This window comes from Streptomyces sp. NPDC018263 (assembly GCF_055562575.1).
The window spans coordinates 565,022-579,116 of sequence record NZ_JBVHFA010000004.1; the positions used below are offsets into that span (position 1 = coordinate 565,022).

The window sequence follows — 14,095 nt, forward strand, 5'->3', positions numbered from 1 at the left end:
TTGAGCACCTTTCGGCGAGTGGGGGGTGGGGGGCGGGGGGCGGCGGCGGGGTCAGGAACGGACTTCGAGGAGGGGGACGAGCTGCTCGGCGGGGGTCATCGAGCCGTGGTTGCCGACCATCAGCGACTCCTTGGGCTCGCGCTCGGAGGCGGTGATCAGCACGTCGTCGTAGGCGGCGGCGACCACGTCACCGATCCTCGGGTACACCCGCTCGTCCACGTGCGGGCCGAACCAGCCCGCCTGGACCGCCTCGTCGCGGGAGGCGATCCAGAAGCGGTCGCCGAGGACCTCCCGCCAGCAGGTCAGCACGTCGTTCTCCGCGCCGGGCACCGCGTACACGTGCCGGGCGCGGCCCTCGCCGCCGAGGAGGGAGACACCGGCGCGCAGCTCCCAGTCCTCGTCGAAGTCGATGCGGTGCTCCTCGTCGAAGGGGATGTCGACCATGCCGTGGTCGGCGGTGACGTAGAGCGCGCTGCGCGGGGGGAGCTGCTCGGCCAGGCGCTGGGCGAGCCGGTCGACGTACATGAGCTGGCCGCGCCAGGTGTCGGAGCCGATGCCGTAGCGGTGACCGGCGCCGTCGAGTTCGGCGTAGTACGTGTAGACCAGCGAGCGGTCCCCGGCGGCGAGCTGCTGGGCGGCGAGGTCCATGCGCTCCTCGCCGGCGAGGCTGCCGACGAAGGTGCCGCCGCTGAGCGCGACCTTGGTGAGCGGGGTGTTCTGGAAGTGCGGCGAGGACACCTGGGCGGCGTGCACCCCGGCGCGGTCGGCCAGCTCGAACACGGTGGGGTACGGCTGCCAGGCGTGCGGCGGGGTCCAGGGCTGCCAGCGGAGCTGGTTCATCAGCCGGCCGGTGTCCGGGTCACGCACGGTGTAGCCGGGCAGGCCGTGCGCGCCGGGCGGCAGACCGGTGCCGACGGAGCCCAGCGAGGTCGCCGTGGTCGCCGGGTAACCGGCGGTGAGGGGGCGGCCGGTACCGCCGCGCGAGCTGCCCAGCAGGGAGTTCAGGAACGGCGCCTCGTCCGGGTGGGCACGCAGCAGCTCCCAGCCGAGGCCGTCCACGAGGAAGACGCAGACCCGGTCGGCGGGGGTCAGCTCGGTGATCGCCGGTGTCATGCCGGGGACGCCCAGGCCGGCGGCAAGGGTGGGCAGCAGGTCGGCGAGGGAGCCGTGGCCGTACTCGGGCAGCGGGGCGGAGGACACGGCGAGGGGTTCCAGGGCGTCCCAGGGAGAGGGCTGGGACATCAGCGGGTGACGTCCGCGGTCGCCTCGGAGATGGACTGCGCGAAGGCGAGCGCCTGGCGCACGGTCTCCGGGCCGTCCCCGGCCTCGCTCACCCGCAGGCTGAGGTCGTCGGCGGTGGAGCTGCCGGTGTAGCCGTGGTCGGCCTCGCAGTTCGGGTCGCCGCAGGCGGCGGGCTCCAGGTCGAGGCGGCTGACCGCGCCCCAGCCGATGGTGAGGACGACCTCGCGGGGCAGGGTGCCCGGCTTGTACTGCTCGGGGTTGGCCACCACCCGGCTGACCACGACGGAGGAGATCCGGCCGATCTTCACGGACTCGGTGGAGGTGGTGGCGTACGGCGTCGGGGAGGTGCCGTCGGCGGCCTGCTCGTCGGTGTGGCTGACGATGAAGCGGTTGGCGGTCAGGACGAGGACGGTGACATGGCGGCGGACCTCGTTCTGGTCGAACGTGGTCTCCTGGTGGACCAGGTACGACCGGACGGCCTCGCCGCCGACAGCGGCCTCCACCGCCTCGGCCACGAGGGCCGGGTAGTAGCCGCTGCGCTCGATCGCCGCGCGAAGCCCCTGGGTCGTCGTACTGGTCTTGGCCATGGCGTCCATCCTAATCCGTGGCCAGGTGCACTCCGGGCCAGTCGGGACGACCCGCGCACGGGCCCCGGCCGTATCCCGACCCCCTTGGTTCCCCCTTTGTTCCCGCTTTGTTCCCGCGGCGGTATCCGCTCAGTACGCCGGCAGCGTGCGGGGGCCCAGGTCGTTGCGGGCCGGGGGCGGGGCCAGGCGGATGGTGGCGTCGAGGACCGTGATGCCGTGCTGGGCGACGACGACGGGTTCGAGGGTGATGGCGACCACCTCGGGGTGGTCGTCGACCAGGCGGGAGACGCGGAGGAGCAGTTCTTCCAGGGCGGGGGTGTCGACGGGGGTGGAGCCGCGCCAGCCGAAGAGGAGGGGGGCGGTGCGGATGGAGCGGATGAGGGAGGTGGCGTCGCGGTCGGTGACGGGGACCAGGCGGTGTGCCATGTCGTCCAGGAGCTGGGAGGCGGCTCCGGCCAGCCCGAACGACAGCACCGCGCCGGCCGCCGGGTCGATGACGGCCCGTACGACGGTGTCCACGCCCCTGGGCGCCATGGCCTGCACCACCGGGCGCAGTTGCTCCGGCGGGCCGAACAGCTCAGTCAACTCAGCGTACGCGCGGCGTAGTTGCTCCTCGTCGGCGAGGTCGAGCCGGACCCCGCCGAGGTCGGCGCGGTGCCGCAGATGGGGCGCGGTGGCCTTGAGGGCGACCGGGTAGCCGAGGCAGCGGGCGGCGGACGCGGCGGCGTCCGGGGTGGGCGCGGGCAGGGCGGGCCGGACGTGGATGCCGTAGGTGGCGAGCAGCTCGCGGGTGTCCTCGGGGCCGACGGCGAACCCCTCGCCGCGTTCCAGCAGCCCGGCGATGATCTCGGCGGCCTTGCGCTCGTCGATGTCGTCGTACTCCGGCACCTTGCCGGGGTCGGCGGCCTCGCGGCGCCACTGCCCGTACCGGACGGCCTCGGCCAGCGCGCGCACGGCGCGTTCGGCGGCGGGGTAGGCCGGGATCAGCCGGGGGCCGTCCTCCTCGGCGGCGCCGTCCGGCACCGGCACGGGAGGCAGCACGGGCGCGCCCGCCCGCGGGGCGGTGCTGGTGGCGGCGGACAGCGCCTCGGCGAGCCCGCCCAGCTCGACGTGCACGACCAGCACCGGCTTGCCCGGCACCGCGGCTGCCGCCGAGCGCAGCGCCTCCGCCAGCTCGGCGTCGTCCGGCGAGCCCTCCCCGATCGCGGGGATGGCGGTGACCACGACGGCGTCGCAGGTGTCGTCCGCGAGGGCGTGGGCGAGCGCCCGGTGGAAGTCGGCGGCGGTCGCGCCGGTGGTCAGGTCCAGCGGGCGGGACGGCCGCAGCCCCTCCGCCAGGCAGCGGTCGTAGGTGAGGACGCCGAGGGACTCGGAGTTGCCGAGGATGGTGACGCGCGGCCCGGCGGGCAGCGGCTGGCGGGCCAGCAGCAGCCCCGCGTCGACCAGTTCGGTGATGGTGTCGACCCGGATCACCCCGGCCTGCCGCAGCAGCGCGGACACGGTGGCGTGCGGAAGCCGGGTGGCCCGTACGGCGTGCCCCTGCGGGGCGGAGCCCGCGCCCTGCACCACGACGAGCGGCTTGGCGGCGGCGGTGCGCCGGGCGAGCCGGGTGAACTTGCGGGGGTTGCCGATGGACTCCAGGTACATGAGGACGACATCGGTGTCGGGGTCGTCGAACCAGTACTGGAGGAGGTCGTTGCCGGAGACGTCCGCGCGGTTGCCGGAGGAGACGAAGGTGGAGACGCCCGTGACCCCGGTGACCCCTCCCCCGCGCCGGTGCAGCCGGGAGAGGAGGGCTATGCCGATGGCACCGGACTGGGCGAACATCCCGATGCGGCCCGGCCGGGGCATCTCGGGCGCGAGGGAGGCGTTGAGCCGTACGTCCTCGGCGGTGTTGATGACGCCGAAGGCGTTGGGGCCGATGATCCGCATGCCGTAGGCCCGCGCCTGCCGGACCAGCGCCCGCTGCCGCTCCCGCCCCTCGGGCCCGCTCTCGGCGTACCCGGCGGACAGCACGACGAGTCCCTGCACCCCGTGTTCACCGCACTCGGCGACCACCGCGGGCACCGCGTCGGCCGGTACGGCGACCACGGCCACGTCCACCGGGCCCTCGATCTCCTTCACCGAGCGGTGCGCGGGCACCCCGTCGACCTCGTGACAGCCGTCCGGGAAGGCGTTGTTGACCGCGTACAGCGGGCCCGCGTACCCGGCGTCCCGGATGTTGCCGAGGACGCCGCGGCCGACCCCGCCGGGCGCGCGGCCGACGCCGATGACCGCGACGGAGCCGGGGGCGAGCAGCCGCCGCACCGAGTGGGCCTCGGCCCGCTGCTCCCGCGCGAGCTGCACGGCCATCGAGCGGTCGGTGGGTTCGAGCCCGAACTCCAGCCGGACCACGCCGTCCTCGAAGCTGCGCTTCTGGGTGTACCCGGCGTCGGTGAACACCTTGATCATCTTGGTGTTGGCAGGCAGCACCTCGGCGGCGAAGCGCCGGATGCCGCGCTCACGGGCGACGGCCGCGATGTGCTCCAGCAGCGCGGAGGCGACACCCCGGCCCTGATGGGCGTCCTGCACCAGGAAGGCGACCTCGGCCTCGTCGGCCGGGGCGGAGGCGGCCAGGCCGTCGGCGCCGATGCGGTCGTAGCGTACGGTGGCGATGAACTCGCCGCCGACGGTGGCGGCGAGCCCCACCCGGTCCACGAAGTCGTGGTGCGTGAAGCGGTGCACGTCCTTGGCGGAGAGCCGCGGGTACGGCGCGAAGAAGCGGTAGTACTTCGACTCGTCGGACACCTGCTCGTAGAAGCTGACGAGACGGTCGGCGTCGTCGGCGGTGATGGGCCGGATGCGCGCGGTCCCGCCGTCGCGCAGCACCACGTCCGCCTCCCAGTGGGCGGGGTACTCGTGCCGGTCCTGCCGGTCCGCCGGGGTCTGCATGGGCCCCAGGGTACGGCTCGCGCGGGCGTACGGCGCGAGGCAGTGTGTGGGACACGGAAGTCGGGCCGAGGCCGCGGTCCGACGGCCGGTACGGAGAGGTTCCGGGGCGGTGAAGTGCCGCTCCGGGCACGCTTCGCCGTATGGGAAACTGGTCTAGACAACCTGAGAGACTGAAGGGCAGCATCACATGGCTGAGCGCCGCGTCAACGTCGGCTGGGCCGAGGGCCTCCACGCCCGCCCCGCTTCCATCTTCGTCCGAGCCGCCACGGCCACAGGCGTCCCGGTCACGATCGCCAAGTCCGGCGGCACCCCGGTCAACGCGGGCTCGATGCTGGCCGTCCTGGGCCTGGGCGCCCAGGGTGGCGAGGAGATCGTCCTCGCCTCCGACGCCGACGGCGCGGAGGCCGCGCTGGACCGGCTGGCCAAGTTGGTCGCCGAGGGCCTGGACGAGCTGCCCGAGACGGTCTGACCGCATTCTCGGCGGAAGCCGCGTCGCTCCTTTTGCGGGCGGCGCGGCTTCCGTGTTTCCGCGCGTTCGTTCAGGCACCTCGAATTGCGCGCCGTCGGCAATTGACGGCACGCCGGAAAAGGGCAGCACAATTGCCCGGCACGCGAATATCCCTCTTTGTATACAGCGCCCGTGTTAATTCCGGAGTCCCGCTGTGTTTACAGCATGTTGCGCGTGCCGGGCGCGGTCGCCCGGGGCGGTGCGCAGCCGGTGGGCGAGGGTCGCGCGCTCGGTGTGCAGCGCGGTGACCGCCCGCGCCCGCTCGCTGTCGCCGCGCGCCACCGCGTCCACGATCGCGCCGTGCTCCGCCCAGGTCTCCGGTGGCCCGGCCGGGCCTTCCACCGTGTACATCCAGGCGATCTTGCGGCGGAGCTGGGTGAGCGCCGAGGTCAGCGCGTGGCTGCCGCACGCCTGGGCGAGCGTCTCGTGGAACCAGCCGTCCAGCGCGCGCAGGTCGTCGCTGTTGCCGAGCCCGGCCCGCTCCTGACCCAGTCTGACCAGGCCGCGGAGCACCTTCAGATGGGCCTCGGTGCGCCGCTGGGCGGCCCGCGCGGCACCGAGCGGCTCCAGCAGCAGGCGCATCTCCAGCAGGTCGGCGGCCTCCTGCTCGCTGGGCTCGGCCACGCAGGCGCCCGCGTGGCGCCGGGTCACCACGAAGCCCTCCGCCTCCAGCGTGCGCAGCGCCTCGCGGACGGGGACACGCGAGACGCCGTACCGGCGGGCGAGGACCTCCTCGGTGAGCCGGCCGCCGCGCTCGTGGACCCCGGCGACGATGTCGTCCCGGATCGCCGTGCACACCGAATGCGCCGGAATTCGCATGACCCACCTCCGCCTTAATGCCCGTGAAACGCCGGCGACAGCGCTTGTCCCGTGACTCTATGACAATGCGCGAGGATTTCCGATGGCCTACCGGAATCCATGGCTATTTTTTGGACAGCACCCGTTGGACAGCACCCGGGGGAAATCGCGCAGCGAAAAGCCCCGGCCGGGTGGGCCGGGGCTTTTCGGGACCGGAGGGTCAGACGTTCACGCCGTGCTTGCGGAGGTAGGCGACGGGGTCGACGTCGGACCCGTAGTCGGGGCCGGTACGGGCCTCGAAGTGCAGATGCGGGCCGGTGACGTTGCCGGTGGCGCCGGACAGGGCGATCTGCTGGCCGGGGACGACCCGCTGGCCCACGCTGACGCCGATGGACGACAGGTGCCCGTACTGGGTGTACATCCCGTCGGCCATCCTGATCACGATCTCGTTGCCGTACGCGCCGCCCCAGCCGGCGGAGACCACGGTGCCGGCGCCGGCCGCGTGGACCGCGGTGCCGCTGGCGGCGTGGAAGTCGATGCCGGTGTGCGAACCGGACGACCACAGGGAGCTGGAGGACTGGTAGGCGGTGGAGACGTAGGAGCCGGTGATCGGCATGACGAAGGAGTTGAGGCGCTCGCGCTCGGCCTTGCGGGCGGCGCGCTCCTTGGCCTCGCGGGCCCGCTCGGCGGCGGCGCGCTCGGCGGCCTCCTCGGCGGCCTTGCGCTCGGCGGACGCTTTCTGGGCGGTGGCCTGCGCGGCGATCTCGTCGGCGAGGGTGTCGCTGACGGCGATGACGGGGGTGAGGCCGGTGTTCTCGACGGAGTTGTCCGCGGCGAGCGCCGGGGAGGCCGAGAGGGTGCCGACGACACCGGTGGTGAGGGCCGCGACACCGGCCGCCGTAGCGGTGGTGCGCTTGACCCGGCCGGGCTTGCGGTGCTTCCCGGTGGCGCACATGAACGCCATGAGCAGGCTGTTCCTTTCCTTCCCTCTCGCCTACCGGGTTAGCTGACGGGTTCGGAGCAGGAAGGTCTCCTACGGCCGCCCTCGCATCAGCGCGGGCGCCCGATTCACCCCAGGGACTGCGGTGGGTCCCCGGCTCCCCCTACGGGGGACTCGGCGATGGCTGTCCGGTGCCGCGGGCGCGGCGCACTGCCTGACGAACAGCCCGGAAGAAGCTAAAGGGGACCGGAGCGGATCTTCAAACGGGTCCGGACTTTTGTAGCGCATCCCACACGTCAGAGGGGGTAACCTCCGCCCCAATCCGGACATTTGGTGACCGGTGTTCGAGGATGCTCCCGAACACGCGTGTGGGCCCTGACGACTTGTGTGCCATCAGGACCCACTCGCGTCCGCCTACTCGGCCGAGACCACCTTCACCTCGCCGATGCCGAGCGCCTCGACGGGCTCCTTGATCTGCGCGGCGTCGCCGACCAGGACCGTGACCAGACGGTCGGCCGGGAAGGCGTTCACCACGGCGGCCGTGGCCTCCACGGTGCCGGTGGCGGCCAGCGTGCGGTACAGCTCCGCCTGGAAGTCGTCGGGGAGGTGCTGCTCGACCTGGTCCGCGAGGGTGCCGGCGACGGCGGCGGCCGTCTCGTACTTCAGCGGGGCCACGCCCACGAGGTTCTGCACGGCCACGTCCCGCTCGGCGTCGGTCAGGCCCTCGGCCGCCAGCGTGTGCAGCACCGTCCACAGGTCCGCGAGCGCGGGGCCGGTGTTCGGGGTGTCCACGGAGCCGCTGATGGCGAGCATCGCGGCGCCGGTGCCGTCCGGGGCGGAGCGCAGCACCTGGCCGAAGGCGCGCACGCCGTAGGTGTAGCCCTTCTCCTCGCGCAGGACGCGGTCCAGGCGGGAGGTGAGGGTGCCGCCGAGGCAGTACGTGCCGAGCACCTGGGCGGGCCACACGCGGTCGTGCCGGTCGGAGCCGATCCGGCCGATGAGGAGCTGGGTCTGCACGGCGCCGGGCCGGTCCACGATGACCACACGGCCGGTGTCGTCGGCGGTCACCGGCGGCACCGGGCGGGCCTGGCCCGGGGTGCCGGTCCAGGCGCCCAGGGTCTCGGCCAGCAGCGCGTCGAGGTCGATGCCGTCGAGGTCGCCGACGACCACCGCGGTGGCGGTGGCGGGGCGCACATGGCGGTCGTAGAAGGCGCGGACGGCGCCCGCGTCGATCTTCTCGACGGTCTCCTCGGTGCCCTGGCGCGGCCGGGACATGCGCGCGGAGGCCGGGAACAGCTCCTTGGACAGCTCCTTCGCGGCGCGCCGGGCCGGGCTGGCCAGCTCGTGCGGGATCTCGTCCAGGCGGTTGCGGACCAGGCGCTCGATCTCGCTCTCCGCGAAGGCGGGGGCGCGCAGGGCGTCCGCGAGCAGGGTGAGGCCCTTCTCCAGGCGGGAGGCGGGCACCTCCAGGCTGAGCCGGACGCCGGGGTGGTCGGCGTGCGCGTCCAGCGTGGCGCCCGCGCGCTCCAGCTCGGCGGCGAACTCCTCGGCGGAGTCCTTGTCGGTGCCCTCGGAGAAGGCGCGCGCCATGATGGTGGCGACGCCGTCGAGACCGGCCGGTTCGGCGTCCAGGGGGGCGTCGAGCAGCACCTCGACGGCGACGACCTGCTGGCCGGGGCGGTGGCAGCGCAGCACGGTCAGGCCGTTGTCCAGCGTGGAGCGCTCGGGCGCCGGGAACGCCCACGGCTTGGCCTCGCCGGCCTGCGGCTGGGGGTGGAACTCCATGGGGGCGAGCTCGGTCACTTGGCCGTCTCCTCGTCGTGGTTGCCGGCCTCTACGGTGGCCTCGTGCTCCGGGTCGTCGGGCAGGTCGATGTCCTCGACGGCCTCCGGGGACTTCGGCTCGTAGACGAGCACGGCGCGGTTGTCCGGGCGCAGGCGGGCCTTGGCGACCTCGCGGACCTCCTCGGGGGTGATGTCGAGGACCCGCTGGACGGCGGACAGGGCGAGCTGCGGGTCGCCGAACAGGACGGCGTACCGGCACAGTTCGTCGGCGCGGCCCGCGACGGTGCCGAGCCGGTCCAGCCACTCGCGCTCCAACTGGGCCTGGGCGCGCTCCATCTCCTCCGGGGTCGGGCCCTCCTCGGCGAAGCGGGCCAGCTCCTCGTCGATGGCGGCCTCGATGACCGGGACCTCGACGTCGCCGGAGGTCTTCACGTCCAGCCAGCCCAGCGAGGGGGCGCCGGCCAGCCGGAGGAGGCCGAACCCGGCGGCGACGGCCGTACGGTCGCGGCGCACCAGGCGGTTGTAGAGGCGGGAGGACTCGCCGCCGCCCAGGACGGTGAGGGCGAGGTCGGCCGCGTCGGACGCGCGCGTGCCGTCCTCCGGGAGCCGGTAGGCGGCCATCAGGGCGCGCGCCGGGACCTCCTCGACGACGACCTCGCGCAGCTCGTCCCCGATGACCTCGGGCAGCGAGCCGTCGCGCGGGGCGGGCTTGCCGTCGTGGCCGGGGATGGAGCCGAAGTACTTCTCGACCCAGGCCAGCGTCTGCTCGGGGTCGATGTCGCCGACCACGGAGAGCACCGCGTTGTTGGGCGCGTAGTAGGTGCGGAAGAACGCGCGGGCGTCCTCCAGCGTGGCCGCGTCCAGGTCGGCCATGGAGCCGATCGGGGTGTGGTGGTAGGGGTGGCCCTCGGGGTAGACCATGGCGGTCAGCTTCTCGAAGGCGGTGCCGTAGGGGACGTTGTCGTAGCGCTGACGGCGCTCGTTCTTGACGACGTCGCGCTGGTTCTCCATCGACTCGTCGTCCAGCGCGGCCAGCAGGGAGCCCATCCGGTCGGCCTCGAGCCACAGGGCGAGTTCGAGCTGGTGGGCGGGCATCGTCTCGAAGTAGTTGGTGCGTTCGAAGCTCGTCGTACCGTTGAGCGAGCCGCCCGCGCCCTGGACCAGCTCGAAGTGGCCGTTGCCCTTGACCTGGCCCGAGCCCTGGAACATCAGGTGCTCGAAGAGGTGCGCGAGGCCGGTGCGGCCCGCCACCTCGTGGCGGGAGCCGACGTCGTACCAGAGGCAGACCGCCGCGACGGGGGTCAGGTGGTCCTCGGAGAGCACCACGCGCAGACCGTTGGCCAGGCGGTGCTCGGTCGCTGTCAGGCCCCCGGAGCCTGCCTGGGCTGTGGTCGTGTGACCCATGGGCATGTACGTCCCTTCGCAAGCGGTGGCGGTCGAGTGAAACCGCGGTTTTCCTGCCGTTCCTGCCACTGTATGCAAAGCGTGCGAGGGCCCGGCGGAGTTCCCGCCCGACGTACGCCCACAGCGGATCGACTAGCCTGCGTCAGGCGTGCTCATGGCGAGCGCGCTCCCGGGCCGGCGTACGGCGGTGGAGCGCGGGGCCGCCGAGCACCGTGGGCCGACCCGTACGGACCGGGTCGCGGCCCGCGTTGTCAGTGCCCCGGTCCACAATGGTCCCCGTCCGATCCGTCCCACGCCTTCAGCAAGGAGCCGGCAGCGATGGCCCGCCGCAGCACCAAGACCCCGCCGCCCGACGACTCGTACGAGGAGAAGATCCTCGACATCGACGTCGTGGACGAGATGCGCGGCTCCTACCTCGAATACGCGTACTCGGTCATCTACTCGCGTGCACTGCCGGACGCCCGGGACGGTCTGAAGCCGGTGCACCGCCGCATCGTCTACCAGATGAACGAGATGGGCCTGCGCCCCGAGCGCGCCTACGTGAAGTGCGCGCGCGTGGTCGGCGAGGTCATGGGCAAGCTGCACCCGCACGGCGACGCGTCGATCTACGACGCGCTGGTGCGCATGGCGCAGCCCTTCTCGATGCGCGTCCCCCTGGTCGACGGACACGGCAACTTCGGCTCCCTGGGCAACGACGACCCGCCGGCCGCCATGCGGTACACCGAGTGCCGGATGGCCGCCGCGGCGGGCCTGATGACGGAGTCCATCGACGAGGACACGGTCGACTTCGCGCCGAACTACGACGGCCAGGAGCAGGAGCCGGTCGCCCTCCCCGCCGCCTTCCCGAACCTGCTGGTCAACGGCTCCTCCGGCATCGCGGTCGGCATGGCGACCAACATGGCGCCGCACAACCTGCGCGAGGTCATCGCGGCCGCCCGCCATCTGATCAAGCACCCCAACGCGGACCTGGACGCCCTGATGCGGCACGTCCCGGGCCCCGACCTGCCCACCGGCGGCCGGATCGTCGGCCTGGACGGCATCCGGGACGCGTACGCGACCGGCCGCGGCTCCTTCAAGATGCGCGCGACGGTCGCCATCGAGGCGGTGACCGCCCGCCGCAAGGGCCTGGTCGTCACCGAACTGCCCTTCGCGGTCGGCCCGGAGAAGGTCATCGCGAAGATCAAGGACCTGGTCAACGCGAAGAAGATCCAGGGCATCGCGGACGTCAAGGACCTCACCGACCGCGAGCACGGCCTGCGCCTGGTCATCGAGATCAAGAACGGCTTCGTGCCGGAGGCGATCCTGGAGCAGCTCTACAAGCTGACCCCCATGGAGGAGTCCTTCGGCATCAACAACGTGGCGCTGGTGGACGGCCAGCCGCTCACGCTGGGCCTCAAGGAGCTGCTGGAGGTCTACCTCGACCACCGCTTCGAGGTCGTGCGCCGGCGCAGCGAGTTCCGCCGGACCAAGCGCCGCGACCGGCTCCACCTGGTCGAGGGCCTGCTGACCGCGCTCGTCGACATCGACGAGGTCATCCGGGTGATCCGGTCCAGCGAGAACTCCGCGCAGGCCAAGGAGCGCCTGATGGAGCGCTACGGCCTGAGCGACATCCAGACCCAGTACATCCTCGACACGCCGCTGCGCCGCCTCACCAAGTACGACCGGATCGAGCTGGAGGCGGAGAAGGACCGGCTCAACCAGGAGATCGAGGAGCTGACCCGCATCCTGGATTCGGACGCGGAGCTGCGCAAGCTGGTCTCGGGCGAACTGGCCGACGTGGCCAAGAAGTTCGGCTCCGACCGGCGTACGGTCCTGCTGGAGTCGGCGGCCTCCCAGGTGGCCACGGTGCCGCTCCAGGTGGCCGACGACCCGTGCCGGGTGCTGCTCTCCTCGACCGCGCTGCTGGCCCGGACGAAGGGTGCCGAGCCGCTCTCGCAGGAGGGCGGCCGGGTCAAGCACGACGTGATCGTCTCCTCGGTGCCCGCGACCGCGCGGGGCGAGATCGGGGCGGTGACGTCGAGCGGGCGCCTGTTGCGGATCAACGTGGTCGACCTGCCCCAGTTGCCGGACACCGCGAGCGCGCCGAACCTCTCCGGAGGGGCGCCGCTGGCGGAGTTCGTCTCCCTGGAGGGCGACGAGACCGTGGTCTGCCTGACCACGCTGGACGAGAACTCGCCGGGCCTCGCGATCGGCACCGAACAGGGCGTGGTCAAGCGGGTGTTGCCCGACTACCCGTCCAACAAGGACGAGTTGGAGGTCATCACCCTGCGGGAGGGTGACCGGATCGTCGGCGCGGTGGAACTGCGCACCGGCGAGGAGGACCTGGTCTTCATCTCCGACGACGCCCAGCTCCTGCGCTACCAGGCGTCCCAGGTGCGCCAGCAGGGCCGTCCGGCGGGTGGTGTGGCGGGCATCAAGCTCACCGAGGGCGCGAAGGTGATCTCGTTCACGGCGGTCGACCCGGCCGTCGACGCGGTGGTGTTCACGGTGGCGGGCTCGCGGGGCACGCTGGACGACTCGGTGCAGACGACGGCCAAGCTGACCCCGTTCGACCAGTTCCCGCGCAAGGGCCGGGCGACCGGTGGTGTGCGGTGCCAGCGGTTCCTGAAGGGCGAGGACTGTCTCGCGCTGGCCTGGGCGGGTCCCGCTCCGGCGCGGGCGGCGCAGAAGACCGGGCTGCCGGTGGAGCTGCCGGAACTGGACCCGCGCCGCGACGGATCGGGGACCTCACTGGCGAAGACCGTGTCGGTGGTGGCGGGGCCGGTCGTCTAGCGGGGCCCCAGGGTGTGGCGGTTCTACGGTGTGCCGGGCTCGTCCTCGGAGCCCGGCACATAGCGGAGTACGCCCCACATGGCCCGTTCGTCGGTCTCGGCGGTCTCCCCGGCGCCGCCCCGGCAGGCGTCCAGCTCCTTGCCCAGGGCGTCGGCGTCGATGCCGGTGCCGATCAGGACGAGCTGGGTGAGGCGATCGGCGCCGGGCGGCCAGGGCTCGGGCAGGAAGCGCAGAAAGCGGCCGACGGCGTGTACGGCGTACCGGTTGGCGGGGTCGTGGGCGCCGAAGTCGACGTATCCCTTGATCCGGTACAGGCCCTCCGGGCGGGCGTCCAGGAAGCGCATCAGGGCGCGGGGGTCCATGGGGGTGTCCGAGGTGAAGGACAGGGTGTCGTAGGCGGAGTGCAGGTGGGCGGCGTGCGGGTGGCCGGGGTGCGCGTCGGCTTCGTCTTGTCCGTCGTGGCCGTCGTGTCCGTCGTGGCTGTGCAGGTCGTCGAAGGAGAGCTGGCCCACGCGCTCTTCGCTGGGGCGGCAGTCGAAGAGGAACTCCGGGTCGACGCGGCCGTAGGTGGCGGGGAGTACGGCACCCTCGGTGAGTTGGTGGACCAGGCCGAGGACGCGGTCGGCGTCGGGTGCCCGGTCGAGCTTGTTGACCACGACGAGGTCGGCGAGGGCGAGGTGCCGGTCGATCTCGGGGTGCCGGGCGCGGGTGTCGTCGAACTCGGCGGCGTCCACCACCTCGACGAGCCCGCCGTACATGATCTCCGGCTGCTCGCTGGCCAGCACCATCCGCACCAGCTCCTGCGGCTCGGCGAGCCCGCTGGCCTCGATGACGATCACGTCGATCCCGGCGGCGGGGGCGGCGAGCCTGGCCAGGTAGGTGTCCAGCTCGCTCGCGTCGACCGCGCAGCACAGGCAGCCGTTGCCGAGCGACACGGTGGAGTCCCCGAGCGCCCCGGCGACGGCCATCGCGTCGATCTCGATCGACCCGAAGTCATTGACGACGGCCCCGATCCGGCTGCCCCCGCTGCGGTGCAGCAGATGGTTGAGCAGCGTCGTCTTCCCGGACCCCAGGAACCCGGCCAGCACGACGACCGGAATCTGCGCATTACGGCTGTTCGCCAACGGGT

General features: G+C 72.7%; 10 protein-coding genes and 1 riboswitch. Of the genes, 2 read left to right on the plus strand and 8 right to left on the minus strand.

Going from position 1 to position 14,095, the window contains the following annotated elements; all coding sequences use genetic code 11:
- Positions 1-51: 51 nt before the first annotated feature.
- The 3 genes from ACZ3HQ_RS14940 to ACZ3HQ_RS14950 all read right to left on the minus strand — a co-directional run bounded on the left by ACZ3HQ_RS14940 (position 52) and on the right by ACZ3HQ_RS14950 (position 4,760).
- Positions 52-1,242, minus strand: coding sequence for an alkaline phosphatase family protein (locus ACZ3HQ_RS14940; protein ID WP_467510886.1), 1,191 nt, complete (start codon positions 1,240-1,242; stop codon positions 52-54).
- Positions 1,242-1,829, minus strand: a complete 588-nt coding sequence (locus ACZ3HQ_RS14945) for a DUF5998 family protein (RefSeq protein ID WP_467510888.1) — start codon at positions 1,827-1,829, stop codon at positions 1,242-1,244. The genes ACZ3HQ_RS14940 and ACZ3HQ_RS14945 overlap by 1 nt, the downstream gene beginning before the upstream one ends.
- 129 nt (positions 1,830-1,958) lie before the next feature.
- Positions 1,959-4,760 carry a bifunctional acetate--CoA ligase family protein/GNAT family N-acetyltransferase gene (locus ACZ3HQ_RS14950; protein WP_467510890.1) on the minus strand — a complete coding sequence of 934 codons (2,802 nt, stop codon included), beginning with the start codon at positions 4,758-4,760 and terminating at the stop codon, positions 1,959-1,961.
- Positions 4,761-4,947: 187 nt separating this feature from the next.
- On the opposite strand from ACZ3HQ_RS14950, the gene ACZ3HQ_RS14955 reads away from it, so the two are divergent.
- Complete coding sequence (locus ACZ3HQ_RS14955; RefSeq protein WP_086695433.1) at positions 4,948-5,229, plus strand: HPr family phosphocarrier protein; 282 nt, start codon at positions 4,948-4,950, stop codon at positions 5,227-5,229.
- Positions 5,230-5,403: 174 nt separating this feature from the next.
- Here the strand turns inward: ACZ3HQ_RS14955 and ACZ3HQ_RS14960 are convergent, their stop codons facing one another.
- The 4 genes from ACZ3HQ_RS14960 to ACZ3HQ_RS14975 form a co-directional block, all read right to left on the minus strand.
- The gene (locus tag ACZ3HQ_RS14960) at positions 5,404-6,087 is read right to left on the minus strand and encodes a GntR family transcriptional regulator (RefSeq protein WP_467510892.1); all 684 of its coding nucleotides are present in this window, start codon (positions 6,085-6,087) and stop codon (positions 5,404-5,406) included.
- Positions 6,088-6,286: 199 nt separating this feature from the next.
- Positions 6,287-7,030: a M23 family metallopeptidase gene (locus ACZ3HQ_RS14965; protein ID WP_467510894.1), complete on the minus strand. Its 744-nt coding sequence runs from the start codon at positions 7,028-7,030 to the stop codon at positions 6,287-6,289.
- A gap of 12 nt (positions 7,031-7,042) precedes the next feature.
- A riboswitch (cyclic di-AMP (ydaO/yuaA leader) is annotated at positions 7,043-7,196 on the minus strand.
- A gap of 224 nt (positions 7,197-7,420) precedes the next feature.
- Positions 7,421-8,809 (minus strand): M16 family metallopeptidase, encoded by a 1,389-nt coding sequence (locus ACZ3HQ_RS14970; RefSeq protein ID WP_467510896.1) that lies wholly within the window; start codon positions 8,807-8,809, stop codon positions 7,421-7,423.
- The gene (locus ACZ3HQ_RS14975) at positions 8,806-10,200 is read right to left on the minus strand and encodes a M16 family metallopeptidase (protein WP_467510898.1); all 1,395 of its coding nucleotides are present in this window, start codon (positions 10,198-10,200) and stop codon (positions 8,806-8,808) included. Before ACZ3HQ_RS14975 ends, ACZ3HQ_RS14970 begins: the two co-directional genes overlap by 4 nt.
- Positions 10,201-10,512: 312 nt before the next feature.
- On the opposite strand from ACZ3HQ_RS14975, the gene ACZ3HQ_RS14980 reads away from it, so the two are divergent.
- Positions 10,513-12,966 (plus strand): DNA gyrase/topoisomerase IV subunit A, encoded by a 2,454-nt coding sequence (locus ACZ3HQ_RS14980; RefSeq protein WP_467510900.1) that lies wholly within the window; start codon positions 10,513-10,515, stop codon positions 12,964-12,966.
- Between the two features lie 23 nt (positions 12,967-12,989).
- On the opposite strand, the gene ACZ3HQ_RS14985 is transcribed toward ACZ3HQ_RS14980, so the two are convergent.
- Complete coding sequence (locus ACZ3HQ_RS14985) at positions 12,990-14,090, minus strand: CobW family GTP-binding protein (protein ID WP_467510902.1); 1,101 nt, start codon at positions 14,088-14,090, stop codon at positions 12,990-12,992.
- Positions 14,091-14,095: the final 5 nt, after the last annotated feature.

Excerpts from the sequence above, each read along its gene's own strand:
- ACZ3HQ_RS14940 (WP_467510886.1), bottom strand. The coding sequence starts at position 1,242 with ATGTCCCAGCCCTCTCCCTGGGACGCCCTGGAACCCCTCGCCGTGTCC.
- ACZ3HQ_RS14945 (WP_467510888.1), bottom strand. The coding sequence starts at position 1,829 with ATGGCCAAGACCAGTACGACGACCCAGGGGCTTCGCGCGGCGATCGAG.
- ACZ3HQ_RS14950 (WP_467510890.1), bottom strand. The coding sequence starts at position 4,760 with ATGCAGACCCCGGCGGACCGGCAGGACCGGCACGAGTACCCCGCCCAC.
- ACZ3HQ_RS14955 (WP_086695433.1), top strand. The coding sequence starts at position 4,948 with ATGGCTGAGCGCCGCGTCAACGTCGGCTGGGCCGAGGGCCTCCACGCC.
- ACZ3HQ_RS14960 (WP_467510892.1), bottom strand. The coding sequence starts at position 6,087 with ATGCGAATTCCGGCGCATTCGGTGTGCACGGCGATCCGGGACGACATC.
- ACZ3HQ_RS14965 (WP_467510894.1), bottom strand. The coding sequence starts at position 7,030 with ATGGCGTTCATGTGCGCCACCGGGAAGCACCGCAAGCCCGGCCGGGTC.
- ACZ3HQ_RS14975 (WP_467510898.1), bottom strand. The coding sequence starts at position 10,200 with ATGCCCATGGGTCACACGACCACAGCCCAGGCAGGCTCCGGGGGCCTG.
- ACZ3HQ_RS14980 (WP_467510900.1), top strand. The coding sequence starts at position 10,513 with ATGGCCCGCCGCAGCACCAAGACCCCGCCGCCCGACGACTCGTACGAG.